General features: G+C 66.4%; 24 protein-coding genes. 14 read left to right on the forward strand and 10 right to left on the reverse strand.

The features are described 5' to 3' along the window. The first annotated feature begins 21 nt into the window (after positions 1 to 21). From ACX9MO_RS07780 to ACX9MO_RS07820, 9 genes are all read left to right on the forward strand, one after another. Positions 22 to 1,386, forward strand: a complete 1,365-nt coding sequence (locus tag ACX9MO_RS07780) for an MFS transporter (protein WP_462214129.1) — start codon at positions 22 to 24, stop codon at positions 1,384 to 1,386. A 283-nt stretch (positions 1,387 to 1,669) separates the two neighbouring features. Beyond that, positions 1,670 to 3,052 (forward strand): aspartate aminotransferase family protein, encoded by a 1,383-nt coding sequence (locus tag ACX9MO_RS07785; protein ID WP_462214130.1) that lies wholly within the window; start codon positions 1,670 to 1,672, stop codon positions 3,050 to 3,052. Positions 3,053 to 3,631: 579 nt separating this feature from the next. Further along, a complete protein-coding gene (locus ACX9MO_RS07790) occupies positions 3,632 to 4,246 on the forward strand; it encodes a ribonuclease D (protein ID WP_462214131.1) in 615 nt (204 codons plus the stop codon). Between the two features lie 11 nt (positions 4,247 to 4,257). After that, positions 4,258 to 5,226, forward strand: coding sequence for a KpsF/GutQ family sugar-phosphate isomerase (locus ACX9MO_RS07795; RefSeq protein WP_462214132.1), 969 nt, complete (start codon positions 4,258 to 4,260; stop codon positions 5,224 to 5,226). 31 nt (positions 5,227 to 5,257) lie between these two features. Then, a complete protein-coding gene (gene lptC, locus ACX9MO_RS07800; RefSeq protein ID WP_222490871.1) occupies positions 5,258 to 5,851 on the forward strand; it encodes an LPS export ABC transporter periplasmic protein LptC in 594 nt (197 codons plus the stop codon). After that, positions 5,848 to 6,357: a lipopolysaccharide transport periplasmic protein LptA gene (gene lptA / locus ACX9MO_RS07805; protein ID WP_222490870.1), complete on the forward strand. Its 510-nt coding sequence runs from the start codon at positions 5,848 to 5,850 to the stop codon at positions 6,355 to 6,357. Before lptC ends, lptA begins: the two co-directional genes overlap by 4 nt. A gap of 3 nt (positions 6,358 to 6,360) precedes the next feature. Continuing rightward, entirely contained in the window at positions 6,361 to 7,122 is a 762-nt protein-coding gene (gene lptB, locus ACX9MO_RS07810; RefSeq protein ID WP_222490869.1) for an LPS export ABC transporter ATP-binding protein, read from the forward strand. Positions 7,123 to 7,422: 300 nt separating this feature from the next. Then, on the forward strand, positions 7,423 to 7,992 hold the full coding sequence (gene hpf, locus ACX9MO_RS07815; RefSeq protein ID WP_222490868.1) for a ribosome hibernation-promoting factor, HPF/YfiA family: 570 nt from the start codon (positions 7,423 to 7,425) through the stop codon (positions 7,990 to 7,992). A 51-nt stretch (positions 7,993 to 8,043) separates the two neighbouring features. Further along, positions 8,044 to 8,508, forward strand: a complete 465-nt coding sequence (locus ACX9MO_RS07820; RefSeq protein ID WP_222490867.1) for a PTS sugar transporter subunit IIA — start codon at positions 8,044 to 8,046, stop codon at positions 8,506 to 8,508. Between the two features lie 203 nt (positions 8,509 to 8,711). Here ACX9MO_RS07820 and ACX9MO_RS07825 read toward each other — a convergent pair whose 3' ends face one another. The 8 genes from ACX9MO_RS07825 to cysQ all read right to left on the reverse strand — a co-directional run bounded on the left by ACX9MO_RS07825 (position 8,712) and on the right by cysQ (position 18,286). Continuing rightward, complete coding sequence (locus ACX9MO_RS07825; protein ID WP_462214133.1) at positions 8,712 to 10,139, reverse strand: nodulation protein NodH; 1,428 nt, start codon at positions 10,137 to 10,139, stop codon at positions 8,712 to 8,714. 3 nt (positions 10,140 to 10,142) lie between these two features. After that, positions 10,143 to 11,852: a DUF5927 domain-containing protein gene (locus tag ACX9MO_RS07830; RefSeq protein WP_462214134.1), complete on the reverse strand. Its 1,710-nt coding sequence runs from the start codon at positions 11,850 to 11,852 to the stop codon at positions 10,143 to 10,145. Continuing rightward, complete coding sequence (locus ACX9MO_RS07835; protein WP_462214135.1) at positions 11,849 to 12,859, reverse strand: glycosyltransferase family 2 protein; 1,011 nt, start codon at positions 12,857 to 12,859, stop codon at positions 11,849 to 11,851. The genes ACX9MO_RS07830 and ACX9MO_RS07835 overlap by 4 nt, the downstream gene beginning before the upstream one ends. A 48-nt stretch (positions 12,860 to 12,907) precedes the next feature. Then, positions 12,908 to 14,020: a glycosyltransferase family 4 protein gene (locus tag ACX9MO_RS07840; protein ID WP_462214136.1), complete on the reverse strand. Its 1,113-nt coding sequence runs from the start codon at positions 14,018 to 14,020 to the stop codon at positions 12,908 to 12,910. 73 nt (positions 14,021 to 14,093) lie between these two features. Beyond that, positions 14,094 to 15,077, reverse strand: coding sequence for a UDP-glucose 4-epimerase GalE (galE, locus tag ACX9MO_RS07845; RefSeq protein WP_462214137.1), 984 nt, complete (start codon positions 15,075 to 15,077; stop codon positions 14,094 to 14,096). A gap of 22 nt (positions 15,078 to 15,099) precedes the next feature. After that, entirely contained in the window at positions 15,100 to 15,990 is an 891-nt protein-coding gene (galU, locus tag ACX9MO_RS07850; RefSeq protein ID WP_222490864.1) for a UTP--glucose-1-phosphate uridylyltransferase GalU, read from the reverse strand. 156 nt (positions 15,991 to 16,146) lie between these two features. Beyond that, positions 16,147 to 17,376: a glycosyltransferase family 2 protein gene (locus ACX9MO_RS07855; RefSeq protein ID WP_462214138.1), complete on the reverse strand. Its 1,230-nt coding sequence runs from the start codon at positions 17,374 to 17,376 to the stop codon at positions 16,147 to 16,149. Positions 17,377 to 17,488: 112 nt separating this feature from the next. Beyond that, the gene (gene cysQ / locus ACX9MO_RS07860; RefSeq protein WP_462214139.1) at positions 17,489 to 18,286 is read right to left on the reverse strand and encodes a 3'(2'),5'-bisphosphate nucleotidase CysQ; all 798 of its coding nucleotides are present in this window, start codon (positions 18,284 to 18,286) and stop codon (positions 17,489 to 17,491) included. A 200-nt stretch (positions 18,287 to 18,486) separates the two neighbouring features. On the opposite strand from cysQ, the gene ACX9MO_RS07865 reads away from it, so the two are divergent. Together ACX9MO_RS07865 and ACX9MO_RS07870 are read left to right on the forward strand one after the other, a co-directional pair. Then, positions 18,487 to 19,308: an ABC transporter permease gene (locus tag ACX9MO_RS07865; protein WP_222490861.1), complete on the forward strand. Its 822-nt coding sequence runs from the start codon at positions 18,487 to 18,489 to the stop codon at positions 19,306 to 19,308. Further along, positions 19,305 to 19,925, forward strand: coding sequence for an SH3 domain-containing protein (locus ACX9MO_RS07870; RefSeq protein ID WP_462214140.1), 621 nt, complete (start codon positions 19,305 to 19,307; stop codon positions 19,923 to 19,925). Before ACX9MO_RS07865 ends, ACX9MO_RS07870 begins: the two co-directional genes overlap by 4 nt. A 6-nt stretch (positions 19,926 to 19,931) precedes the next feature. Here ACX9MO_RS07870 and ACX9MO_RS07875 read toward each other — a convergent pair whose 3' ends face one another. Beyond that, complete coding sequence (locus ACX9MO_RS07875; RefSeq protein ID WP_222490860.1) at positions 19,932 to 20,537, reverse strand: alpha-ketoglutarate-dependent dioxygenase AlkB family protein; 606 nt, start codon at positions 20,535 to 20,537, stop codon at positions 19,932 to 19,934. 229 nt (positions 20,538 to 20,766) lie between these two features. Here ACX9MO_RS07875 and dnaK point away from each other — a divergent pair, with 229 nt between their 5' ends. From dnaK to radC, 3 genes are all read left to right on the forward strand, one after another. Next, positions 20,767 to 22,689 (forward strand): molecular chaperone DnaK, encoded by a 1,923-nt coding sequence (dnaK, locus tag ACX9MO_RS07880; protein WP_222490859.1) that lies wholly within the window; start codon positions 20,767 to 20,769, stop codon positions 22,687 to 22,689. Between the two features lie 80 nt (positions 22,690 to 22,769). After that, a complete protein-coding gene (dnaJ, locus tag ACX9MO_RS07885) occupies positions 22,770 to 23,918 on the forward strand; it encodes a molecular chaperone DnaJ (protein ID WP_462214141.1) in 1,149 nt (382 codons plus the stop codon). Positions 23,919 to 24,002: 84 nt separating this feature from the next. After that, complete coding sequence (gene radC, locus ACX9MO_RS07890) at positions 24,003 to 24,764, forward strand: RadC family protein (protein ID WP_222490857.1); 762 nt, start codon at positions 24,003 to 24,005, stop codon at positions 24,762 to 24,764. Here the strand turns inward: radC and ACX9MO_RS07895 are convergent. Then, complete coding sequence (locus ACX9MO_RS07895) at positions 24,761 to 26,323, reverse strand: substrate-binding domain-containing protein (RefSeq protein ID WP_462214142.1); 1,563 nt, start codon at positions 26,321 to 26,323, stop codon at positions 24,761 to 24,763. The two genes, radC and ACX9MO_RS07895, sit on opposite strands and share 4 nt — an antisense overlap. Positions 26,324 to 26,328 lie beyond the last annotated feature (5 nt).

Here is a 26,328-nt window from a genome sequence, read left to right on the forward strand (position 1 = left end):
CCACCGGGACATGCGCAGACCATGACGACCGCCGACACCGCCCCCCTGCCCGACCGGCAGCGCTTCTTCGCCGTTCTCGCGATCATCCTGTCGATATCGACCAGCGTCATGGACGGCGTGGCGATCAATGTCGCCCTGCCCAGCATCGGCGACGCGCTTGGCGTGGCGCCGCGCGACGTGACGGTGGTGGTGGGCATCTACCAGCTGGTGATCGTGGCCTGCCTGTTCCCGATCGCCAGCCTGGCCGAGATCTTAGGCTGCCGCCGGATCTACCTGACGGGCATCCTGATCTTCGCCCTCGGCGCGGCGCTCAACGGTATGGCGGCCAACCTGCAGATGCTGATCGTCACCCGGGCCCTGCAGGCCACCGGGGCGGCCTGCGTCATGGGCGTGAACCTCGCCTTGCTGCGCATCGTCGTACCACCCGACAGGCTTGGCCGGACGATCGGGATCAACGCCAGCGTCATCGCCCTGTCGATGACCACGGGGCCGACGATTGCCGGGGCCCTTCTGACGGTGCTGCCGTGGAACGCGGTGGTCATGATGGGCCTGCCCACCGGGCTCGTGGCCTTCCTCCTCGGGATGCGCTTCCTGCCCGAGAGCGACCTGATCCGCCATCCCTTCGACTGGGCCAGCGCACTGCTCTCGGCGCTGACCTTCAGCCTGATCCTCTATGCGCTCATGGGGTATGGCCGCACCGGAGAGGTGACGCTGCCGCTGGTGATCCTTGCCGCCGGCATCGCCGCAGGCAGCCTGCTGCTGCGCCGCCAGCGCCGGGCCGAGAACCCGCTGATCCCGCTCGACCTCTTCGCCAAGCCCCAGTTCCGCCTGTCGATCATGACCTCGGTCTGCGGGTTTTCCAGCCAGATGCTCGCCTTCGTCGCGCTGCCCTTCGCCCTGCAGGTCGGGATGGGGTTCTCACCCTACCACGCCGGCCTCCTGCTGAGCGCATGGCCCCTGACACTGGCCGTGGTCGCACCGATCGCCGGGCGGCTCGCGGACCGGGCCTACAACGGGCGGATCGTGGCCCTCGGCATGGGGATTCTCGCGGTCGGGCTGGCGCTGCTGGCCACGATGCCCGCGGACGTGAGCATCCCCGGCCTCGCCCTGCGGCTCGCGATCTGCGGCGTGGGCTTCGGCCTGTTCCAGACCCCCAACAACCGCAGCATCATCGGGGCCTCGACCCGGCAGCGCAGCTCCGGCGCCTCCTCGGCACTGGCGACCGCGCGGCTTCTGGGGCAGGCACTCGGCACCGCGCTCGCAACCATCGCGCTGTCGCTCGGGGCCCATGACGCGCAGCATGCCTTCCTCTTCGGCAGCGTGCTGGCGATCCTCGGCTGCATGTGTTCGCTGATCCGCAGCCGCGGGACGTTCCAGATCCTCTGAGCCCCGGCACCTCGCTTGGCCAGAGCCTCACCGGACCGTTCGCCCCGGCCCGACCCTGCGGGGCCTCCCTGACCGGGGTTACCTGCCCCCGAAAGGCCCCGAACGCCTGCGATCCCGGCAGACTCCGCCGCCAGAACGGGCGGGGGACCGCGTGGATCCACCCGCTTCCGGTTCGTGGTGCTTTCTTTCCGGCCGGCCCCTCTCTAGGGTGCCCCCCATACCACCGGGCGGTCCCCCCAGAGATCGCGCCGGTGAGGTCCCTTCTTTTACAGGAGTTCGCCCCATGAACATGCTTTCGAATTCTCTCGCCGCGACGGATATCGCGACGCAGCTGCACCCCTACACCGATGCCCGCGCCTTCGAGGAAAAGGGCCCGACGATCATGGTGAAGGGTGACGGCATCCGCGTGACCGACTCCAACGGCAAGGAATACATCGAGGCGATGGCGGGGCTGTGGTCCGTCGCGGTCGGCTTCTCCGAACCCAAGCTGCGCGAAGCCGCCGACAAGCAGATGGGCATGCTGCCCTACTACCACACCTTCGCCTTCAAGTCGCACGAGCCCTCGATCCGTCTGGCCGAGAAGCTGGTGGAAATGACCCCCGAACACCTGACCAAGGTGCATTTCACCAACTCCGGTTCCGAGGCCAACGACACCATCGTCAAGATGGTCTGGTACATGAACAACGCCCTCGGCCGTCCCGAGAAGAAGAAGTTCATCGCCCGCAAGAAGGGCTACCACGGCATCACCATCGCCTCGGGCTCGCTGACCGGCCTGCCGGCGAACCACGGTGACTTCGACCTGCCCGCGATCCCGGTGACCCACCTGACCACGCCGCACTTCTACCGCTTCGGCGAAGAGGGCGAGACCGAGGAGCAGTTCACCGCGCGCCTGCTGAAGGAACTGGAAGACACGATCCTCGCCGAGGGCCCCGAGACCATCGCCGCCTTCATCGGTGAGCCGGTCATGGGTGCCGGTGGTGTCATGGTGCCGCCCGTGGGCTACTGGCCCGGCGTGCAGGAAATCTGCCGCAAGTACGACATCCTCGTGGTGGCGGACGAGGTCATCAACGGCTTCGGTCGTCTGGGCACGCCCTTCGGCTGCCAGAAGATGGGCTTCGAGCCCGACATCATGACCCTGTCGAAGCAGATCACCTCGTCCTACCTGCCGCTCTCGGCGATCATGTTCACGGACAAGATCTACCAGGCGATTGCGGACAACACCCACAAGCTGGGCACCTTCGGCCACGGCTTCACCGGCTCGGGCCACCCCGTCGCCTCGGCCGTGGGCCTCGCCAACCTCGAAGTGATCGAGGAGAAGGGCCTGATCGAGAACGCCGCCAAGATGGGCGAGATCATGCAGGCCGAGCTGGCCAAGCTGGCGGATCACCCGCTGGTGGGTGAAGTGCGCGGCACCGGCCTGATCGCCGGCGTCGAGCTGGTGCAGGACAAGGCCACCAAGGCGCCCTTCGATCCCAAGGTGAAGGCCGGCATGAAAGCCGCCGACATCGCCGCGGACGAGGGCCTGATCACCCGCGCCGTGGGCGACACGCTGGCGCTCTGCCCGCCGCTGATCGTGACCGAGCATGACGTGCTGGAAATCGTCGCCCGCATGAAGCGGACGCTGGACCGCGCGCTGGAGGCGATGCAGGCCGAAGGCCTGAAGTAAGCCGCTTCGAAGAGAACTGAGGAAACCCCGGCTTCGGCCGGGGTTTTCGTTTTTTGGGGCATTGCCGGGAGTGCGGTTTCCCTCTGGGTCTGACCACTGTGCACGGAGACACCCGGGATCGCAGGAGCTCAAGAATGCCGTTGCCGAATGCGGAGCCAAGCGTGCAAACCGGCCTTCGGGTAGGGCAGCGCCGTCCCGCGGGGTGGCGCGAAAGCGCCGGTCGCCATTGGTGCGTCATTGGTTCAAGCCCCAATGGCGACGGGAGGCGGGTCGGCGCTGCCCGGCCTCTCGGCCGGGCGGGACATTCCGAGGGGCCAGTGGAAAGAGGCAATCCCGAAAGCATACCGCAATAAATCCGGCACGCCTCGGCGATGGCCCCATATCTCCGGCGGCGGCCCCCAGTCCAAGCCGTCACCGGATCGCCCCCTGCCGGGCTCCATGCCCCTCCCCCAATCCTCCGCAAGCCGCCGCGATACCCCTGCCCCGATCGCCGCGAAACCGCGGCCTGCCGCCTCGTCAATTGCAACCACGCCGAAACGGGCCTATGTCCCAAGGCGACAGCGGTGCAAAGAGGCGGACGTGACCAACTACCTGCATAAGGGCGACCTTCCCGACGGGCTCGACTTGGGGCCTTCCGTGGCGATCGACTGCGAGACCATGGGCCTCGTGCCGGGCCGTGACCGGCTCTGCGTCGTGCAGCTTTCCTCGGGCGACGGCCATGCCCATATCGTGCAGATCGCCAAGGGGCAGACCCGCGCGCCCAACCTCGAGGCGCTGCTGCTCGACCCGCAGGTGCTGAAGCTCTTCCACTATGGCCGCTTCGACATCGCCGCCATGTACAAGGCCTTCGGCGCGCTTGCCGCCCCGGTCTATTGCACCAAGATCGCCAGCCGCATGGTGCGCACCTACACCGACCGCCACGGCCTGCGGAACCTGACGCAGGACCTGCTGGGCACCGACATCTCGAAGCAGCAGCAATCCAGCGACTGGGGCGCCGAGACGCTGACGCAGGCGCAGCTGGACTATGCCGCCTCGGACGTGCTCCACCTGCACCGCCTGAAGGGCGAGCTTGACCTGCGCCTTGCCCGCGAAGGCCGCACCGCCCTCGCGCAGGCCTGTTTCGACTTCCTGCCCACCCGGGCGCTGCTCGACCTCGAAGGCTGGCCCGACACCGATATCTTCGCCCACACCTGAGAGGCGCAGCGATGACCGACCACGAGACCTTCCTCGACACAGCCCGCCGGGTGATCCGGATCGAGGCGGAGGCCCTGGGCCAGCTTGAAGCCGCGCTTGGCGAGAGCGTGGCGCAGGCGGTGGAGCTGATGCTCAACGTCCGGGGCCGGGTCATCGTCAGCGGCATGGGCAAGTCGGGACACATCGGGCGCAAGATCGCGGCCACGCTGGCCTCAACCGGCACGCCCGCGCAATTCGTCCATCCCGCCGAGGCCAGCCACGGCGACCTCGGGATGCTGACCAATGACGACGTGGTGCTGGTGCTGTCGAATTCGGGCGAGACGCCGGAACTGGCGGACATCATCTCCTACACCCGGCGCTTCCGCATCCCGATGATCGGCGTCGCCAGCCGGCCCGGGTCCACCCTGCTGACCCAATCCGACGTGGCCATCGTCCTGCCCCGGGCCGAGGAAGCCTGTGGCACCGGCGTGGTGCCGACCTCCTCCACCACCATGACGCTGGCGCTTGGCGATGCGATGGCCGTGGCCCTGATGGAGCACCGCAAGTTCACCGCCGAGCATTTCCGCAACTTCCACCCCGGTGGCAAGCTGGGGGCGCAGCTGAGCCGGGTCCGTGACCTGATGCATGTGGGCGAAGCCCTGCCGCTGGTGCGTGGCGAGACGCCCATGTCCGAGGTGCTGCTGGAGATCTCCTCCAAGGGGTTCGGCGTGGTCGGCGTGACCGATGCCGGGGGCCGGCTGACCGGTATCGTCACCGACGGTGACCTGCGGCGGCACATGGACGGGCTGCTGTCCCATACGGCGGCGGAGGTGATGACCGCCGCCCCGCGCACCATCGCGCCCGATGCCCTCGCGCAGGAGGCCGTCGCGCTGATGAACGAACGCAAGATCACCTGCCTCTTCGTGGTGGACCCGGCGGGTCCGGCAACGGCGCAGGGGCTGCTGCACATCCACGACTGCCTGCGCGTCGGGCTCGGCTGAGATGGCGTGGCGCGAGGACCGATATTCCCGCGTGATCGCCTGGCTCAAGGTGATCCTGCCGCTGGCGGCGCTGGCGCTGCTGTCGACGCTCTTCCTGCTCGCCCGCACCGTGGGCCCCTCGGCAGAGCTGCCCTTTGCCGACACCGACCTGCAGGAACGCATCCGCAACCAGCAGATCACCGATCCCACCTTTGCCGGAGCCACCGCGGGAGGTGACCTGATCGCCTTCACCGCCGCCGTCGCCCGGCCCGATCCCGAGGGCCGCTCGCGCCTCGACGCCGACGAGGTCGACGCGCGGATCGACCTGAAGGCCGGGGCCGCGATCACCTTCACCGCCGATGGCGGCGCCTTCGACGATCCCGGCGACCGCGCCACGCTGAAGGGCAACGTGGTCATCACCTCCTCCGAGGGCTACCGGATCGAGACCGAGGAACTGGTCAGCGCGCTGCGCACCGTGAAGGCGGAAACCCCCGGCACCGTACGGGCCGAGGGCCCGCCGGGCCAGTTCACTGCCGGAAAGATGGTCCTCACGACGCAAGCGGACGGATCGGACGCGCAATTGGTTTTCACCGACGGGGTTAAGCTGATATACGACCCGCGAGGTAACGAGGACGACACGCCGTGACCCTTTCCAGCCGGGCCCGTAGGGCCGTCACCCCCGCCCTGATCCTGTCCGCCGCGCTGCTTCTGCTGCCGCAGGCCGGGCTCGCGCAGGGGATCGCCTTCGGCAACGGCCCCTCGGACACCCAGGCGCCGGTCGAAGTGGACGCGGACAGCCTCTCGGTCAGCCAGACCGACGGCACCGCGATCTTCAAGGGCAACGTGCTGGTGGTGCAGGGGCTGACCAAGCTCTCTGCCGATACGGTCACCGTGGTCTACGCCCAGGACCAGAGCGCGATCCAGGCCCTGCGCGCCGACGGCAACGTGCTGCTTGTCAGCGGCGAGGACGCGGCCGAGGCGAAACAGGCGGAATACGACATCGAGAGCGGCGTCGTGACGATGTCTGGCGATGTCATGGTTGCACAGGGCCGCAGCACGCTTACATCCCAGTCCATGATCGTGAACCTCAAGACCGGAAACGCCGAGATGCAGGGCCGTGTGCGCACCGTGCTGCAACCCGGCAGCGAATGACCCATGGCCCCCGCCCCTGACCTGACCGTCACCGAAGGTGACCACGGCCTGCGCATCCAGAACCTGCGCAAGAGCTACAAGAAGCGCGTGGTGATTCGCGACGTGTCGATGCAGCTCGACCGGGGCGAAGTGGTGGCGCTGCTCGGGCCGAACGGCTCGGGCAAGACGACGACCTTCTACGCGATCGCCGGGCTGGTCCTGCCCGAGGGCGGCACCGTCACGATCGACGGCCGCGAGGTGACCGGCCTGCCGATGTACCGCCGCGCCAAGATGGGCATCGGCTACCTGCCGCAGGAGATGTCGATCTTTCGAGGGCTCTCGGTCGAGGACAACATCCTCGCCATTCTCGAGATCACGCACCGCGACACCCACAAGCGGCGCGAACGGCTGGAAGAGCTGCTGTCGGAGTTCTCCATCGAACACCTGCGCCGCGCCCCCGCGCTTGCGCTGTCGGGCGGGGAACGGCGCCGGGTGGAGATTGCCCGCTGCCTCGCGGCCGAACCGCGCTACCTGCTGCTGGACGAGCCCTTCGCGGGCGTCGATCCGATCTCGGTCGGGGATATCCGGCACCTCGTGGCGGACCTGAAGAAACGGGGAATCGGCGTGCTGATCACCGACCACAACGTGCGCGAGACCCTCGAGATCGTGGACCGCGCCTATATCCTGCACGACGGCAAGATGCTGATGTCCGGGACCCCGGAAGACGTGGTTCAGAACGAAAATGTCCGCAGAGTGTACCTCGGCGATAATTTCCGTATTTCCTGACCCTGTTCCGTAACCCTTTCGTTATTGGCCCGAATTCGCCATGCCGTCGGCCAGATGCAGCAAGAAGCCGCAAACCCTCGTTTCCGGATTCCGTTGACAGATCCCGGTTGAGTACCTTCATATGAAGGTATGACAGCATTGCGACACATGTCCGGCCTGCCCTGGCCCGCCACTGCGGGAAAGGCAGGTCTTTTCATGTCCGGACCTGCCGCAACGCTGTCCATCCGCAGCATTCGGACCTGAGCGGCCCGGCGGATCCACCGCCGGACGACACCCGAATTGTCAAGTGAAGGAGACAGGATGCGCTACGAAATCACCGGCAAACAGATCGATATTGGCGATGCGCTGCAAACGCACGTGAAGACCGAGCTGAGCGAAGCCGTGGCCAAGTATTCCCAGCGACCCACCGACGCGGTCGTGGTCTTTTCCAAGCACGCGCACGAGTATGTCTGCGAGTCGACCGTGCATCTCTCCACCGGGCTGACGGCCCAGGCCAGCGCCAAGTCGACCGAGATCTACGGCGCCTTCGACAAATGCTGCGAGCGGATGGAGAAGCAGCTGCGCCGCTACAAGCGCCGGTTGAAAGACCATCACCGCGATCGGACCGAGCCGGTTGAAATCTTCGGAGGCTCCTCGTATATCCTCGCCTCGGATCAGGAGGACGAGGAGTCGGACGACGCAACGCTGCAGCCGATCATCGTGGCCGAGATGGAAACCCGTATTCCATCCCTCTCTGTCGGAGAGGCGGTCATGCAGATGGAGCTTGCCGGTGCGCCGGTCCTCGTGTTCCGCCACGAAGGCAAGAATGGATTGAACGTGGTGTACCGTCGCGACGACGGCAACATCGGTTGGATCGATCCGCGCAGTTGAGGTGATCGGGAGCAGACGCCCCGGCGAGTAGTTCGGAGCGAGTGAGTTTTGATGGATCTTTCGGGTATCCTGAAGCCCGGGGCAGTGAAAGTCATTGCCTCGGCCTCCAGCAAGAAGCGGCTGCTGCATGATCTCGGCGATCTGGCCCATGGGGCCTATGGTCTGCCGGCGGATGCAGTCGTGGAAGCCTTGCAGGAGCGGGAAAGCCTCGGCCCCACGGGCGTGGGCCACGGTGTGGCCCTGCCCCACGCGCGCCTCGAACAACTCGACAGCGTTGCGGGGGCCTTCATCCTGCTGGAGAAGCCCGTCGACTTCGACTCGGTGGACCGGCAGCCGGTGGATCTGATCTTTGCGCTCTTCGCCCCGCTCGATGCGGGCGTCACCCACCTGAAGGCCCTGGCCCTGGTGTCGCGCACCCTGCGCGACGCCAACCTCCGCAAGAAACTGCGCGCCAACCCGGATGCCGCGACGCTCTATGCGATCCTGACCACCGATCAGGGCGTGCAGGCCGCCTGAGGCTGAGCTGAGCCTGCCGCTTGCGGGCCCTGTCCGCGCGACGTTTCCTCCCTTCGACCGTTTCAGGCGGTGCGCAACGGCGCGGCTGTGCCCGGAATTTTCAAAAATTCCGGTCCGTTTTCTTCGAAGAAAACGGTCATCGCAGCAAGTGATCGGCGCGCGTCCGGCGGCGCGCCCTGCCGAAAGCGATCAGGCCACGCCGCTCAGACCGGGCAGGCCGTGTCGAACCCGAAGATCATGTAATCCCGCTGGTAGATCTCCGCGCAGAGCGCCGCGAGATCCGCATCCGCCACGGCGGAGAGCGGATAGGGCGCGTCGCCCTCGGCGGCCAGCGGCTCTGCCGGTGCGGGATGACCCAGACGCCGGGCCAGCCCGGGCAACTCGGTCGCCAGTTCTTCCTCGCGCAGGATCAGGTCCGGCAGGGCAAACAGGCCCATGCCCTCGACCGTGGCGGCCTGCGTGGCGAAGGCCGCGTCATTGCGCACCGTGGTCTGCCCGGCGAGATTCGCCTTGAGGAACTCGAGGAAGGCCCGGAAGGCGGCGCGGTGCTGCTCCAGCGTATAGTCCGCCGTCTCCATGTCCGCCGGGATCGGCAGGGCATAGCGCTTGCGCAGCACGCGCCGGATCTCGTTGAAGCGCTGCGGCCCCGGCATCAGGATACGATCACAGAAGACCGCATGGGCCCGCGCCAGCGGATGACGCACCACGGTGAAACTGCGGTGCCCCGGGCGGGCCCGCTTCCACTGCCGCAGGCTCTTCTGCGAGAAGGCCCCGGGCAGTTCCTCCACCGGTACGCCCTCCAGCGCCGCCAGCCAGCCGCGCACCCGCTCCTCCAGCCCGTTGCGCACGGGCATGTAGAGCAGCGGCGTCGTGGCACCGGCCACGTAATCCGGCACCCGTGCCCCGCGGCGCGGTTCGAAGTTGGGCGTGCGGTTGAGGTTGAACCGGTCGAGGCGTGCAAGCGCCGCCTCCATGCCCTCGAAATCCTCGACCTTCTGCTCCAGCGGCTCGGGGTTCTGGCGCTTCAGCTTGCTGTCGAGCGACTCCAGCCGGTCCTTCTGGCCAAGGAAGGCCCCGAGGCCGTTCATCACGTCGAGGCTCTGCAGGTCGTCATAATCGACGTAGAAGGCCGTCTGGCCGGTCACCTGAAGCGCGTTCATCACCCGGACCTGGAAGCTCTGCAGGGTCTCGAGGTGGGCCTCGAACTCCACCGGGTCGAAGTCGACCTTGCTCTCCTTGCGGCGCCGCACGTCGGTCAGCTTCCACTGGTCGGTGGCGCGGGCGATCTTCCAGCTGACATAGCTGTCGACCGGGTTGCGGGTCAGGATGATCTTGGCGCAGCGCGGGTCGGGCAGGGCCACGTCCAGCACGCGCGGATCATGGTCATGGAAGAAACGGAAGCCCGACAGCCCGTGATCGGCCTTCACCGCGTCCAGCAACCGCTGCGGCGCCTGCTGGCGCGCGTACAGCGTCAGGCCCAGCAGGGTCTCGTTCTTGGGATAGCCGATGAAATGGGGATTGAAGGCCTCGCCGTGGCAGGTCAGCCCCGGGAAGGCGTTCAGGTTCGCCTCGAGAAAGTTCGAGCCGGTCCGCATCTCTGCCAGAACGATGAAATAGTCGAAACGCGCCATGGATCACTTCCGCACGAGATAGGGCTTCTTGCCGGGTTTCGGGGGTATCCGCCCGCCGGTCGGGTCGATCGGGAAATCGCCGGTCAGATAGGGGTGCATCCCCTGGTTCTTCAGGTTCTGCAGGAAATGCCCGAACCCCTTGAGGTCGCTCATCACCGGGGCCTCGGCCAGACGGCGCGGGGTCTTGGCGCCGATCTCGTCGATGACCAGCTGCAGCGGCTCCATCGGGGATTCCACGAATTCCGACAGCGTCCAGACCCGGATGCGGGCCTTTGCATGGGGCGAATGCAGCGCGTCGAGGAAGCGGGATTCGATCCGCTGCAACTCTGCCGCCTCGGCACGGATGTCGGGGAAATCGCGGTTCGAGCGGAAGAGCGGCAGCGCCCAGGACCCGCTGATCACGCTGATCTGCGCATTCGGGTCCTTGGCCATGTCCCAGATCAGCGCCTGGTTGTCGCGCGGTCCGAACTGGAAGCACTGCCGCTCGCCCCGGGTGTTCCACAGCAGGTTGGTCAGAAAGTCCCGTGGCCGGTAGTCCCGCGCCGCGGCACTGTCGGAAAGCGCGCCCGCCATGTGGGCCTGACGTTCGGCGTATTCGACCCGCTCCGGCGCGAAGAGATGACCATGGACCCGCGTGCCCGTCGCCCGCTGAAGCCAGTGCTCGAAATCCTCGAAGAGCTCGGCGAAGCCCTGGAAGACGGAATACTTGTCCGCGGTCAGCCCGTTTTCCCAGCCCTCGCGGGGATAGCGGCTCTGCATGTAGAGGCCGGTGCGGCCCCGGGTCCGACGCTGCACCGCCTTGGAGAAGACGCGGTCGATCTTGCCGGGGTTCGGCTCGGTCCGGCGCTGCTCGCCGTTGGGTTCGGACAGCAGCACGCGATAGAGCTTGTCGGCATGGGGCCAGATCTTGCGCGCCACGAAGCAATCCGACCGGCGCAGCAGCTGCAGGTGATCGTCGTAGAAGATGTGCGGCTTGCCCTGGAAATCGAACTTGCTCAGCGTCAGCGAGCGGCTCTCGATATTGGTGGCATAGAGCCGGGCCAGCGACTGGAAATAGCTCTCGTCCGGGATCCAGACGCGCTTGAAGTAGCGATCATAGGCGTCGCGGTCGGGGTCGTTGAGGATCGCGGACAGCGTCTGCCGCGTCAGGCACCACCATTGCGAGCCCATGTGCGGCACGATGCCGTTGGGGATGCGCCGCCGCATCCGCAGCCGCCGCTGAAGCCGCACGTAGCCGTCGAAGAGAAAGCGGTGCCGCTTCCACGAGAAGGGGAACCGCAGGGTGAAGCGTTCGGCGTCCAGCCCGCCCACGGTCCAGGGGACATCGGCGGTGGTGGCGCTCTCGATGAAATCGGTGCGCGGGCGGTCAGCAAGATAGTCGATCAGCTCCGACACCGGGCGCAGCGGCAGGCAGGAGCCGGAGGCGAGGTAGACGTGGCGCACGTCCGGGAAATCCTCAAGCATCCGCTCCGAGGCTTCCTGCGTGGCGGCGACGATGCCCCAGGTGCCCCATTCGCATCGATGCCGCTGGACGAAGCGCACATTCTCCACGTCCGACAGCGACTTGCGGAAATCGCCATAGGTCTTGGCGCTGACATTGCGGTCAGCGTGGATCACCACCGGACAGCCGGCGGCGGCCCAGTGGCGCGCCACCTGTTCGGCCCGGTTCAGGGCCGTGTGCACCAGCATGATGATGCCCACGCTCGCCGTCATGCCCAGTTGCCCTTGGACATGAGGCCGAGGATCTCCAGCTGGCGCCAGTTGATGTACTTCTCGGACCAGTTGCACCACAGGTCCGGGTCATCCTTCAGCGTATCCGCATAGGCCCGGTATTCGACCGAGGCGGCGTAGTGCTGCTTGCGCTGCAACTCCTCCTTGGCCTTGGTGTTGAACGTGTCGAGGAACTTGGTGTGCAGCAGCACGCCCGAGGCCTTCTCGCCGCCGAACTCGTCGAAGACCTGGTTCAGCCCGCGCGGCAGCAGCATGTGGGTCGAGGAGACATAGGCGTACTTCCGGTCCCACTTCACCAGCGGGATCTTGTTCAGCGCCGGGGCCCGGGCCGGTGTCTCGGGGAAGAAGACCCGCATCCGGGGGCCGCCCTGTATCCAGAGGTTCCCGTAGCGGTGGTTTTTCTCGAAGGTGTAGTTCCCGGCGTCGAACCAGTTGGCGATCTCAAGCGGATCCTGCCCCGGCGTATAGGGCTGCGCGTCGAGCCGCCCCTTGGGGTACATGTCCAGCAGCATGGCCGAGAAGGACTTGATCGAGGAGGCATCGAGCCAGTCGCAGAGCGCCGGCAGGGCCCGGGTATCGCAGAACGGGTAGACGAGGAATTCATCCGGATCGACCACCAGCGTCCAGTGGCCGTGGCCGTATTTCATCTGCAGCCAGTTCAGCCAGTCGACACCGAAGCGCGCCCGCTTGTAGCCCGCCTGCGTGGTCCAGACCGAACAATCGGCCTGCTGCGCGAGGTAATCGGCCGAGCCGTCGGTGCTGTCGTTGTCCACGAAGAGGAAGTGGCTGACGCCCATCTCGCGGTAATACTGGAGGAAGTAGGGCAGCCGCACCTGCTCGTTCCGCAGGGTCGAGAAGACGAGGATGTCGCGGGACCGGATGCGGCGCGTCTTGTCCGACAGCACGCGCAATTCCCGCCGCTTGCGGAATGCTCGGATCAGCCAGCGTTTCCGCTGGAGCCGCAGGCGATATGACGAAGCGATACTCACACCCTCAGCAAACTGCTCCGACGCAGGGTTACCATCGGGTTTGCCATATCAGGTCATCTTTAAGACGATCTTGAAGTGATCCTGCCATGTCGGCGGCGTGAATACCGGCGCGACCCGCGGTGTCTCTGCGACATTTTCGAGTTCTTTGACCCATGAATAGACATCGTCCATGGGCAGGTAAACGGGAATATCTCCCAGAACCTCGCGTGTGACCGCGAGGTCGCAACAAAATATGGGGCACCCAAGGGCCGCGGCCTCGATCAGCGGCAGGCCGAAGCCCTCGGCCAGCGAGGGAAACACGAGGCCCCGCGCGCCCTCCAGAAGCGTCCCCACGGCCCCGTCCGAGAGGCCGGGCCATTCCTCCACCGCGGCGCCCTCGGCCTTCATCCGGTCGAGCGTGGCAAAGGTCTCCTCGTTGCGCCAACCGCGCGCGCCGCAGATCAGGAGCCGGGCGCCCTCACGGGGCATCTTCTGCCAGATCTCGAGGAGGAGCGCGTGGTTCTTGCGCGGCTCCACCGTGCCGAGCGCGACGAAGTAGGGCTGCGCGGGTGGCAGGCCCTCCGGCAGGTCCCCGGCACGCGGGATCGCGAGGTCGAGCCCCAGATGCGCCACCACGCCGGGTGGAATGCGTCCCATCGGTGTCAGGTGACGCTCCACCGCCGCCTGCGTCGCGGCGGAGTTGTAGATCAGCAGGTCGGCCCCGTTGCCCGCCAGCTTCAGCATCCGGTGGAAACGCTCCACGGTGCCCGGCCTCTGGAACTGCGGATAGTCGAGCGGGATTGTGTCGTGCAGCAGGACACTCACCCGACCCTGCTTGCGCCGCACCGCGCTGATCACCCGGGCGCTCAGGGCGCTGTGGCCAGTGTTGAGGTAGACGAGCCCGTTGGGCAACCGCCGCATCAGCCAGCCGAGCGCGATGCGCGGTGCCCTCGCGATGGCGAGACGGCGCAGGTCGGACTGCGCCCGCCCCTGCCAGAGATCCAGCCTGCGCGACAGCCGCGCCACCGGATCCCGCCGGCCCCAGGGCGCATGACCATCGACCCGGTCGAGGAAGGCACTGAGGCCCGCGCGGTCCAGCAGGACATAGCCCCCCGCCACCTTGGCCAGGCCGTAGACGGGAGTGTCGAGGGTCAGGAGATGGGAGAGATAGGCACGCTCCACCCGATCCACGCCGGTGAGGACGCGGCCGGCGCGGCTGGCCAGACGGGTGATGTCCAGCAGCCGCGCAGGGGGGTTATTTGTCGTAGTGCCCAGTCTGGTGCCACCGCCATGCGTCGCTGATCATAGTCTGCAACGTGGAGCGGTCGGGCGTCCAGCCCAGTTCCTCCACCGCGCGGGTGGAGCCGGAGACAAGCTTGGTGCAGTCGCCGGGACGGCGGTCGCCCTCGGTGTAGGGCACGTCCTTGTTGGTGACGGAGCGGGAGTGATCGATCACCTCTCGGACGGAGAAGCCTGTCCCGGTGCCGAGGTTGAAGATCCGGCTGCCCTTGCCCTCTTCCAGCCATTTCAGGCCCAGAACATGGGCATCCACGAGGTCACAGACATGGACGTAGTCGCGGATGCAGGTGCCGTCCGGCGTCTCGTAATCCGTCCCGAAGATGGTCAGCGCGTCACGCTTGCCGGCAATGGCGTCCAGCATCAGCGGGATCAGGTGCGTCTCGGGTTGGTGGAATTCGCCCACCTCGGCTTCCGGGTCAGCACCGGCCACGTTGAAGTAGCGGAAGATCACGCTCTCCAGCCCATTGGACGCGCCGAAGTCCCGCAGGATGTCCTCGATCGCCCGTTTGGAGCCGCCATAGGCGTTGATCGGATACTGGGCCGAGCTTTCGTTCAGCACCACGTTGTCCTGATCGCCGTAGGTCGCGCAGGTGGAGGAGAAGACGAAGTTCTTCACCCCGGCCGCCACCGTCGCCTCGATCAGCGTGAGCGAGGACAGAACATTGGCGCGCCAGTAGAGCCCCGGCTCGCGCATGCTCTCGCCGACCTGGCTGAGGGCCGCGAAATGCATCACGGCCGCCGGTTTGTATTTCCTGAAGACGTCGTCAAGGCGCGCCCGGTCGGAGAGCTCGCCCTTTTCGAAGGGGCCGAACTTCACGGCCTCCTCCCAGCCCGTCACGAGGCTGTCGTAGCACACGGGCGTATAGCCAGCCCGCTTCAGTGCCTTGCAGGCGTGCGAGCCGATATAGCCCGCACCGCCTGTCACAAGGATATTCGTCATACGGACCGGCCCTTGTCGCGCGTTACTGCGCTGCCTTGTCCATGTGGACGATGTCCTGGATGAAGCCCATCAGGTCGTCACGCAGTTCGGGCCGGGACAGGCCGAAGGAGACGGTCGCCTGCAGGAAGCCTGCCTTGGAGCCGCAGTCAAAACGCTGACCCTGGAAGCGGAAGCCGTTGACGCCTTCGCCGGTGATCTCCTTGGCGATCGCGTCGGTCAGCTGGATCTCGCCGCCTGCGCCGGTTTCCTTGGACTCGAGGTTCTCGAGGATCTTCGGCGTCAGGATGTAGCGACCGATGACTGCGAGGTTCGAGGGCGCTTCCTCGGCCTTGGGCTTCTCGACCATGCCGGTGACCTCGACGGTCTGGCCGGACTCGGCGCCGGTGGCGAGGATGCCGTAGGAGCTGGTCTTGGCGCGCGGCACTTCCATCGCGGCGACGTAGTTCGCGGGCTTCTCTTCGTAGGCCTCGACCATCTGCTGAAGGCAGGGCTTCTCGGCCGCGATCACGTCATCGGGCAGGATCACCGCGAAGGGCTCGTTGCCGATCATGCGGCGGGCACACCACACCGCGTGGCCGAGGCCCAGCGCCTTGTGCTGCCGGATGTAGGCGATCGCGCCGCTGTCCATGTTGGTGTCTTCAAGGACCTTCAGCAGGTCGTCCTTGCCCTTGCGCTCCAGCTCGGCTTCGAGCGCGGGCGAATGGTCGAAGTAATCCTCCAGCGCGGACTTGCCGCGCGAGGTGACGAAGATGAACTCCTTGATCCCGGCGGCCCGGGCTTCGTCGATCGCGTACTGGATCAGCGGACGATCAACGAGGGTCATGATTTCCTTGGGGACAGACTTCGTGGCGGGCAAAAAGCGCGTGCCCAGGCCCGCGACGGGGAACACTGCCTTCGTAACCTTGTTCGTCATGTCAATTCCTCACAGATTGTCTAAATCGTTTTGCCCGACCCTCGGGGCGTTCGCCGGTCAACCTAGCATTCACGGCGGTCCAAGCAAACGCTCCTTCGGATAGAACGGGGGCGCAAATGTATTATGTCATAAGGTATTGTGGTTAACGGTCGCATTTCAACCGATTCCACGCTGCAGTGCAACACGGCGACATTCTGCCGAAGTCCTTGCTGAAAAGCTGCGCAGGCCAAACAGGGGGCCAGATCGCTCGCTGCGGCCCCAGAGCCCGCCGCTCTGCACCCAGATGCCCGGCGCGGGAGAGCGGACCTGATGGTAGAGCGCGGTCCGCGAGAAGAGGAAGACCGAGACGTTCTGTCCCTCGGCAGCCCGGCGCCGCGCCTCGGACATCGTCTGGCCCGATCGCCAGGTCCGCGCCGAAAGGACCGCAGACCCCTGCGCCCGGCTGCTAAAGAGGCGGAACCCCTCGCGGGCATGGGGGATGGCGGGCATCCGCACCGGCTGCCGCGCGGCCCCTTCCTCCCGGCCCGCGTCGAAGCTGGCCATCAGGGCCCGCACCTCTCTGGGCTCCAGCCTTCCGGCCACCATGTGCCGCAGGGCGTTGTCGCGCTCCTCCCGCCGCATCGCCTGCCAGAGGTCCCCGTGCCTGTCTTGCGGACAATACCGGCCAAGGTAGACCGCCTGGCTGGCCGCCTTCTCGAAGAGGTCGCGCGGCGCGCGATCCGCCCGACGCCGCAGGGAGGGCGCATAGGCGTGGTGAACCTCCGCCAGCGGCACGATCGCGGTGACCGTGTCGCGCCGCGCAAGGCGCATGTTGAGGTCGGTCTCGTCGAGGTAGAAGCGGTAGGACGGATCGAAGCCCCCGAGGCCGGCCAGCACATCCCGGCGGACGGCCATGTTGGTGCCTTCGGTCTTGATCGCGCGGCCCTGTGCGGGCCGCAACAGCGTGGGCTGCCGCGGATCGACCTCCAGCGGCCGGGCCTGCCCGGTGCCGTCGACGCTGCGGGCGCGATACTGGAAGGTGATCCCGTTGCGGCCGCGGACGAAACCGCCTGCGGCCCCCACCTCGGGGCGCGCGAAGGGCGCGGCCAGATGGGCCAGCCACATCGGCTCGGGCACCGCGTCGTCGTCGATGAAGGCGACGATCTCTCCCGCGGCCTGCGCGATGCCAAGGTTGCGCGCGGCGCTGATGTTGGCCTCGTCGAAGTGGACGGTCTTGATCTCTTCGGCCAGCCCCGTTTCGGCCACCGCGGTCAGACCGGCGGTATCGGCCACCACGATGATCTCGTAACAGTCGTGAAACAGGTAGCTCAGCCCGCCGAGGCAGGACTTGAGCCGCTCCGGCCGGCCGCGGCTGACCACCACGACGCTGACCGGAAGGTCGCTCATCCCGTCCCCCCGGCGCAGCGGCGCAGACAGGATGACGCCACCGCGCCACGTCGGCAGAGCCCGGCGCAGCGGGCAGCCATGCCCCGCAGCCCTGTCGCAGCGGGGCCCGTCATCAGGCGGGTTTCAGGGCGACGTTGGGCGCGTAGGCGATGAAGAAGGGGTTCGCGTAGCCCTCCTTGCCGTAGACCAGCGGGGAATGGTCGTCGAAGCGGACGACCTTGCCGCCGGCCCCGCCTAGGACCGCGTGACCCGCGGCGGTGTCCCACTCCATCGTGCGGCCCACGCGGGGGTAGAGATCGGCCTCGCCGGTCGCGACGAGGCAGAACTTCAGCGAGGAGCCTGCGCTCTTGGTGTCGGCCACGGCGTACTTGTTGATGTAGTCGTCCGTCGCCTGATCCCGGTGCGACTTGGAGGCCACGACGCGCAGCGCGCCGTTGTCCGCGTCCGAGACCCTGATCGGGGTCAGCGCGCCGAGGGTGCCGGGCACGAAGGGGCCCGCTTCTTCCACCGAGGCGCCTTCGGCATCGGTGAAGAACATGCGGCCTTTCGCAGGGGCATAGACCACGCCACGCACCGGCACGCCATCCACGACATAGGCGATGTTCACGGTGAAATCGCCGCGGCGCTGGACGAATTCCTTGGTCCCGTCCAGCGGGTCCACGATCAGGAAGGTCGAGGCCTGCACCGCATGGGTGGCGGCCTGTTCCTCGGTCACCAGCGTCACATCGGGAAAGGCCGCGCGCAGACCGGCCGAGATCAGCGCATCGGCCTTCTCGTCCGCCTCGGTCACCGGGCTGTCGTCGGACTTCGCCTTCACGTCGAATTCGTCGGAATTGTAGACCTCCATGATCACCTCTCCGGCCTGGATGGCGAGGTCACGCATGACGGTGGCAAGCTTTTCGTAATCCAAAACGATCAATCTCCGGCGAAGGTCCAGTCAAGGCGCCGGTTCCGTTGAAAAATCGACGCCACATCGTTATGCTGAACGCCACGGCGAAGAGCAAGGCCACCCTGCCCCGCGGGCAGGACCCGGCGTCACGGCCCCCGGCAGCCCCGTCAGACACGGGCGGCGGACAGGTCCCAGAGAACAGGTAGAGCGGAGCGGCCTCCATGTTTCAGCAACGGCGCACGGGAACGCGGCTGCAATCCGCCGTCACGATCCTTGAGCTGATCTACCACGCCACGGTACGCAACGTGCGCAAGGGCCATGCCAACGCGATGATGTCCATCGTGATGAACATGATCCAGGTCGCGGTCTTCATCCTCGCCTTCTACATCATGTTCTCGCTTCTGGGGCTGCGCTCCTCGGCGATCCGGGGGGATTTCCTGCTCTACATCATGTCGGGCGTCTTCCTCTATATGACCCATGCCAAGACACTGGGCGCGGTCGTGGGATCCGAGGGGCCCGCCTCGCCGATGATGCAGCACGCGCCGATGAACACGGTGATCTCCATCGCCGCAGCCGCGCTCTCCACGCTCTACATCCAGGTGCTGTCGCTCTTCCTGATCCTGTTCATCTATGACGTCGTGCACACGCGCTTCACCATCGACCGCCCGATCGCGGCCTTCGGCTGCCTGCTGATCGCGTGGTTCACGGGGATCGCCCTCGGCCTGCTGCTGCTGGCGATCAAGCCGTGGTTCCCGACCTTCGTGAAGATCTTCACCACCGTCTACCAGCGGGCCAACATGATCGCCTCGGGCAAGATGTTCGTGGCCAACCAACTGCCCGCCTACATGCTGGCGATGTTCGACTGGAACCCGCTGTTCCACACCATCGACCAGTCCCGCGGCTTCGTCTTCATCAACTATTCGCCGCGCTATACGTCGATCGAGTACCCGATCTATGTCGGGATCGCCTTTCTCATGGTGGGGCTGATGGCCGAGTTCTACACCCGGCGTCACGCCTCCGTTTCTTGGAACGCAAAGCGATGAAACGGTTTTTCCTCTCTCTGGTCCTGATATTCACCCCCGCGGCGCTGCTGGCGCAACAGGGGTTCCCGGCGCTCTATGACGTCAGCGGCGTGGCCGCCGATGACGTGCTGAACATGCGCGCGACGCCCGATCCCTCCGCCCCCATCGTCGGCACGCTGGCCCCCGATGCCACAGGGGTCGAGGCGGTGGAGGCCGATGCCGACAGCGGCTGGCTGCGGGTCAACGGCGGCGAGACGGCAGGCTGGGCCTCGCCCGCCTATCTCACGCGCCAGCCGGGGCAGGCGGACGGCGCGCAGCCCGCCCTCGCCCGCTGTTTCGGGACCGAGCCGTTCTGGTCCCTGCTGCCCGAAGGCACGGGCTGGACCTTCCAGCAGGCCGGCGGAGCCGCGACATTCCTGCCCTCCGGCTGGCAGGGCAATGCCTCGGGCCGCCCCGACCGCTACGGCACGATCCTGCTGACCGGCAAGGGCGCGGACGTGGCGGGCACCATTTCGGTCGCGCGCGAGATCTGCAGCGACGGCATGTCGGACCGGGCCTATGGCCTGACCGTGGACCTGATCCTCACCGGCGACCTTGGCCCGGCGCATTACGCGGGCTGTTGTTCCATCGCCCGCTGAGGCCCGTCAGTCCACCACGCGGCAGGTCAGGTTGATCCGCCCGCCCTTGGGCAGCAGCCGCGAGGACTTGAAGCGGATGCGGTCCACCCCGTGATGCAGCAGCCGCGCCGGGCCGCCCATCAGCACCACGTCACCCGATTCCAGCCAGATCGACTCCGTCTTGCCGCCGCGCTCCTCGTTGCCGACACGGAAGAGCCCGTCATCCCCCAGCGAGACCGAAAGCACCGGCCATGTGAAATCCGCCTCGTCCCGGTCCTGATGCAGGCCCATGCGCGCGGTTTCGCCGTAGTAGTTGATCAGGCAGCAATCGGGCGTCCGCTCCAGCCCGGTCACATCGCGCCAGATCGCGAGGACCTCCTCCGGGATCGGCGGCCAGCCCATGCCCTCGGGGTGGGTTTCGGCATAGCGATAGCCGCCCCGGTCCGAGTACCAGCCGTATTTCCCCGCCGAGGTCATCCGCACCGACATCTTCTTGCCCCAGCGGGTTTCCGGCGAAAACAGCGGCGCCGCCTTCAGCACCGGCCGCAAAGCGCCGATCAGGGCCTTCTGCGCCGCATCGTCGAGGTACTCCTTGTGAATTTCAAAGCCGCGCAGCGTGATTTTCGCCGCCATTCCGCTCGCCTTCCCCGGGGTTTTGCGCCCGATGTGAAAAATGCGGCATTTTCGCCACTTCCCCCTCCGCGCAATGCTTGCAGGGCCATACGGGCCTTCTTATATACGCCCAGAAGCGTGGCGGACAGGGCATTGCCTGCGCACTGAACGCCACCCCTCAGACCGGGGTGGGGATGCCGTAATGGGTCCGCGCCTCGCCACATCGCCTTAGTGAAAGGGATCGAAAAACATGTCGAAAGTTATCGGTATCGACCTCGGCACCACCAACAGCTGCGTCGCCATCATGGACGGTTCGCAGCCCAAAGTGATCGAGAATTCCGAAGGGGCCCGCACGACGCCCTCGATCGTCGCCTTCACGGATGAAGAGCGTCTGGTCGGCCAGTCGGCAAAACGTCAGGCCGTCACGAACGCCGCCAACACCATCTTCGGTGTGAAGCGCCTGATCGGTCGTCGCAACGACGACGCGGACCTCGCGAAAGACAAGAAGAACCTGCCGTACAATGTCATCGACAGCGGCAACGGCGACGCATGGGTCGAAGCCAAGGGTGACAAGTACTCGCCCAGCCAGATCTCGGCCTTCATCCTCGGCAAGATGAAAGAGACCGCAGAGTCCTACCTCGGCGAGGAAGTGACCCAGGCCGTCATCACCGTGCCCGCCTACTTCAACGACGCCCAGCGTCAGGCCACCAAGGACGCCGGCAAGATCGCCGGCCTCGAAGTGCTGCGGATCATCAACGAACCGACGGCAGCGGCCCTGGCCTATGGTCTCGACAAGGAAGACACCCATACCATCGCGGTCTATGACCTCGGCGGCGGGACCTTCGACGTCACCATCCTCGAAATCGACGACGGCCTCTTCGAAGTGAAATCGACCAACGGGGACACCTTCCTCGGCGGTGAAGACTTCGACATGCGCATCGTGAACTACCTCGCGGATGAGTTCAAAAAAGAGCATGGCGTCGACCTGACCAAGGACAAGATGGCCCTGCAGCGCCTGAAGGAAGCCGCAGAGAAGGCCAAGATCGAGCTGTCGAGCTCCTCGCAGACCGAGATCAACCAGCCGTTCATCTCGATGGACCCGAAAGGCGGCCAGCCGCTGCACATGGTGATGAAGCTGTCCCGCGCCAAGCTGGAAAGCCTCGTCGGCGACCTGATCAAGGCCTCGATGAAGCCCTGCCAGGCGGCCCTGAAAGATGCCGGTCTGACCACCTCGGACATCGACGAAGTCGTTCTCGTCGGCGGTATGACCCGGATGCCGAAAGTCATCGAAGAGGTGACCAAGTTCTTCGGCAAGGAACCGCACAAGGGTGTGAACCCCGATGAGGTCGTGGCCCTCGGCGCCGCCATTCAGGCCGGCGTGCTGCAAGGCGACGTCAAGGACGTGGTCCTGCTCGACGTGACCCCGCTGTCGCTGGGGATCGAGACGCTGGGTGGCGTGTTCACCCGCCTCATCGACCGCAACACGACGATCCCGACCAAGAAGTCCCAGGTCTTCTCGACCGCCGAGGACAACCAGAACGCCGTGACGATCCGCGTGTTCCAGGGTGAACGCGAGATGGCGGCCGACAACAAGATGCTCGGCCAGTTCAACCTCGAGGACATCCCGCCGGCACCGCGCGGCATGCCGCAGATCGAAGTGACCTTCGACATCGATGCGAACGGCATCGTGAACGTGTCCGCCAAGGACAAGGGCACGGGCCGCGAGCAGAAGATCACCATCCAAGCCTCCGGTGGTCTCTCGGACGACGATATCGAGAAAATGGTCAAGGAAGCCGAAGCCAACGCAGAGGCCGACAAGGGCCGCCGCGAGCTGGTCGAAGCAAAGAACCAGGCCGAGAGCCTCATCCACTCGACCGAGAAGGCCGTGGAAGAGCATGGCAGCAAGGTGGACCCGTCCACCGTCGAAGCCATCGAGCTGGCCATCGCCGCGCTGAAGGACGAGCTGGAAAGCGACAACGCCGACAAGATCAAGTCCGGCATCCAGAACGTCACCGAAGCCTCCATGCGTCTGGGTGAGGCCATCTACAAGGCCAGCCAGGAAGAGGGCGGCGACGAGCCGGCCGCGGCAGACCAAGAGCCGAGCGGCTCGGCCGAAGACGATGACATCGTCGACGCCGACTTCGAGGACCTGGACGACAACAAGCGTGCCTAAGGGCAGCTGAGGAACCTCTGGGGCCGGTCCGCCATTCCGGCGGGCCGGCCCTATCTGTTCCGTAAAAGGGGGTAAACCCAGTGGCAAAACGTGATTACTACGACGTTCTTGGCGTCCAGAAGGGCGCTTCGGCGGACGAGATCAAGAAAGCCTACCGCGGCAAGGCCAAGGAACTGCACCCCGACCGCAACTCCGACAACCCGAACGCCGAAGACCAGTTCAAGGAAGTCAACGAAGCCTACGACGTCCTCAAGGACGCCGACAAGAAAGCCGCCTATGACCGCTTCGGTCACGGCGCCTTCGACGGCTCCATGGGCGGGGGTCCGCGCCGGGGTGGCGCCGGGGCCCAGGGCGATTTCGCCTCGGCCTTCTCCGATGTGTTCGACGACCTCTTCGGTGACTTCATGGGCCAGCAGGGCCGTGGGGGTGGCCGGCAGCGGGCGGCACGCGGTTCGGACCTGCGCTACAACCTGCGCGTGACGCTGGAAGAGGCCTATTCCGGGCTTCAGAAGACGATCAACGTGCCGACCTCGATCGCCTGTGGCGAATGCTCGGGCACCGGCGCGGAAGGCGGGGCCGAGCCCACGACCTGTCCGACCTGTTCCGGGATGGGCAAGGTGCGCGCGCAGCAGGGCTTCTTCACGGTGGAACGGACCTGTCCCACCTGTAGCGGTCTCGGCCAGATCATCAAGAATCCCTGCAAGGTCTGCCATGGGCAGGGCCGCGTCGAACGCGACCGCTCGCTGTCGGTGAACATCCCTGCAGGCGTGGAAACCGGCACCCGTATCCGGCTCGCCGGCGAGGGTGAGGCCGGCATGCGCGGTGGCCCGTCGGGCGATCTCTACATCTTCGTGGAGGTCCGTCCCCATGAGCTGTTCCAGCGCGAGGGCAACAACCTCTACTGCCGCGTGCCGGTGTCGATGTCGACGGCCGCGCTTGGCGGTGACATCGAGGTGCCGACGATCGACGGCGGACGCTCGCGGGTGAAGATCCCCGAGGGCAGCCAGTCCGGCCGCCAGATGCGCCTGCGCGGCAAGGGCATGCCCAACCTGCGCGGCGGCGGCAGCGGTGACATGTTCATCGAACTGGCGGTCGAGACCCCGGTGAACCTCACCGCGCGCCAGAAGGAACTGCTGCGGGAGTTCTCGGCCCAGTCCGAGCATAACAACCCGGAAAGCAACAGCTTCTTCTCCTCGGTGAAGACCTTCTGGGACAACATGAAGGGCTGAGGCCCGATCCGGCCAGAGAACCGGAAACGACAGGGCAAGGGCGGGGTTAACCCGCCCTTAACCATTTCATGGCGAGGCTGCGCCATGACCACGCCACCACATCACCTCTCCGAAGCTTCGCTGCCCCTGTTCGAGGGCCAGCCCGCCGCCCCGCCGGGCCGCGCGGTGCAGCCGCCGTCCTACATCCGCGATCACCGCAAACGCCTGCGCGAACGGCTGCTGCAGGGCGGGCACGAGGCGATGCCGGATTACGAGATCCTCGAAATGGTCCTGTTCCGTGCCAATGCCCGCGCCGACATGAAGCCGCTGGCCCGCCGCCTGCTGGAGGCCTTCGGCGACTTCAACCGCGTGCTGACCGCATCGGAAGAGCGGCTGCTGGCGGTGGAGGGTGTGGGCGCCTCGATCGTGGCGGAGCTGAAGCTGATCGAGGGCGCGGCGGCCCGGCTTGCGCGCTCCCGGGTGATGCAGAGGCACGTGATCTCGTCTTGGGATGCGGTGGTGGACTATTGCCACACCACCATGGCCCACCGCGAAACGGAACAGTTCCGCGTGCTCTACCTCGACCGCAAGAACATCCTCATCGCCGACGAGGCACAGGCCCGCGGCACGGTGGACCATGTGCCGGTCTATCCCCGCGAGGTGGTGAAACGGGCGCTGGAACTGAACGCCTCCGCGCTCATCCTCGTGCACAACCATCCCTCGGGCGATCCGACGCCGTCGCAGGAGGATATCGCCATGACGCGCCAGATCGACGAGGCTGCGCAGGTGCTGGGACTGACACTGCATGACCACCTGATCGTGGGCAAATCGCGCGAGGTCTCGCTGAAGGCCGAGGGCTATCTCTAGCGTAGCCAGACCTCGACCCGGCGGTTCACCTGCCGACCCCAGGCGCTGTCGTCGCAGGCCATGGGCATCGCCTCGCCAAAGGCCTCGACCGAGATCTGCGTGCGCGTGGGATCGAAGGTTTCGGCTGCCGAGACGATGGCGTCATAGACCACCTGCGCCCGGCGCTGCGCGATCTCGCGGTTCGGCCCGGCCGGCCCCTCGCCATCCGAGAAGCCGACGAGGAGCAGCTCGCGCCCGTCATAGTCCCCGCCCTCCAGCGCATCGGCCAGTTGCAGGATGTTGGAGCGCGACTGCGCATCGAGGTCGGAGGACCCGGCCTCGAAGCGGAAGGAGGTCGTCAGCCGCTTCATCGGCGTCAGCCGCCCGACCATGCGCTGCAACTCCTGCAGGGGCACTTCCTCGCCCGCCCGGGCGATGGCATTGGCGAAACGGTCGCCCTGCATGTTGATCGGCACCTCCTCGGGGGCCTGATCCACGTAGCCCACGCGCCGGATCACCAGTTGCGCGGCGGAGGACCGTGTATAGGCGAGGAACTCGCGCCCCAGCTTCGGCAGCCGCCGCGCGGGGAGGTAGAGGAAGACCGGCAGCACCAGCGGGTAATCCTCGGTCTTGGCGTTCCGCCGGGTCGGCCGCAGGGTGAAGCCACAGGCGCCGGACAGCGCCACGGGCACCGCCTCGCGCAGCTCGGACAGGCTGATCACGCCAAGGGCGAAGGGATCGCGCATCACCGCGCGGATCAGGGTCGCGTCGCTCTCATGCCGGGTCGCCCCGGGCGAGAGCGTTTCCCCCACGGGCGACAGCAGCCGGTCCACCGTCGCCTGACCGAAACCCGAGGCCCCGTCGCGCAGGTGCACGTCGATGGGCGCATCGGCCCCGCCCAGTTGCTGCCAGTTCGTCACCTTGCCCGCCAGAACGTCCGAGAGCTGCGGCACGGTCAGCGCCGTCACCGGGTTGCCCGGCGCGACGATGGGCACCAGTGCATCCAGCGCCAGCACGCGCGAGCGGCCCACGCTGCGCAGATCGCCCATCCCGGCATCCCGTGCCCGGTCGCGCTCATCCGCCCGCATCTCACGCAGGGCCATGACCATGTCGGCCTCGTTGGCCAGCAGGTCTGCAAAGCCCTCGTCGGTGTTCGAGGAATGGATGCGGAAGACGCCCGCGACCCGGTCGCCTTCCTTCAGGCGAAACTCGGTCCGCGTCGGTTCGAGGTCCGCGCGCTCCACCGCGTAGCCGTACTTCAGGCCAAAGCCCTCGATCAGCGCCGGCAGCAGGACGCGGCCCATGGCGGCGGCGCCGGAGAGCTCCAGCTCGGCCACGTAGGAGGTGAGGTCGGGACAGCCCGGCCCGTCGCAGATGACACCGGAGCTGTCCACCGTGAGCTCACCGTAGAGCGTATCCACACGGTAGTATTCGCCATCGAAGCCAAGGAGCGTGCCCGAGACCTCGACAGAGCCGTCGCGGGACAGGAAGGTCACGTCCTGCGCCGCTGCCTGCCCGATGCCAAGGGATTGTCCGAAAAGGAAAAGTGCGGCGAGGATCGCCGCACGTTGCTTGATCATGTCCT

Source organism: Pseudooceanicola profundus (assembly GCF_054919315.1).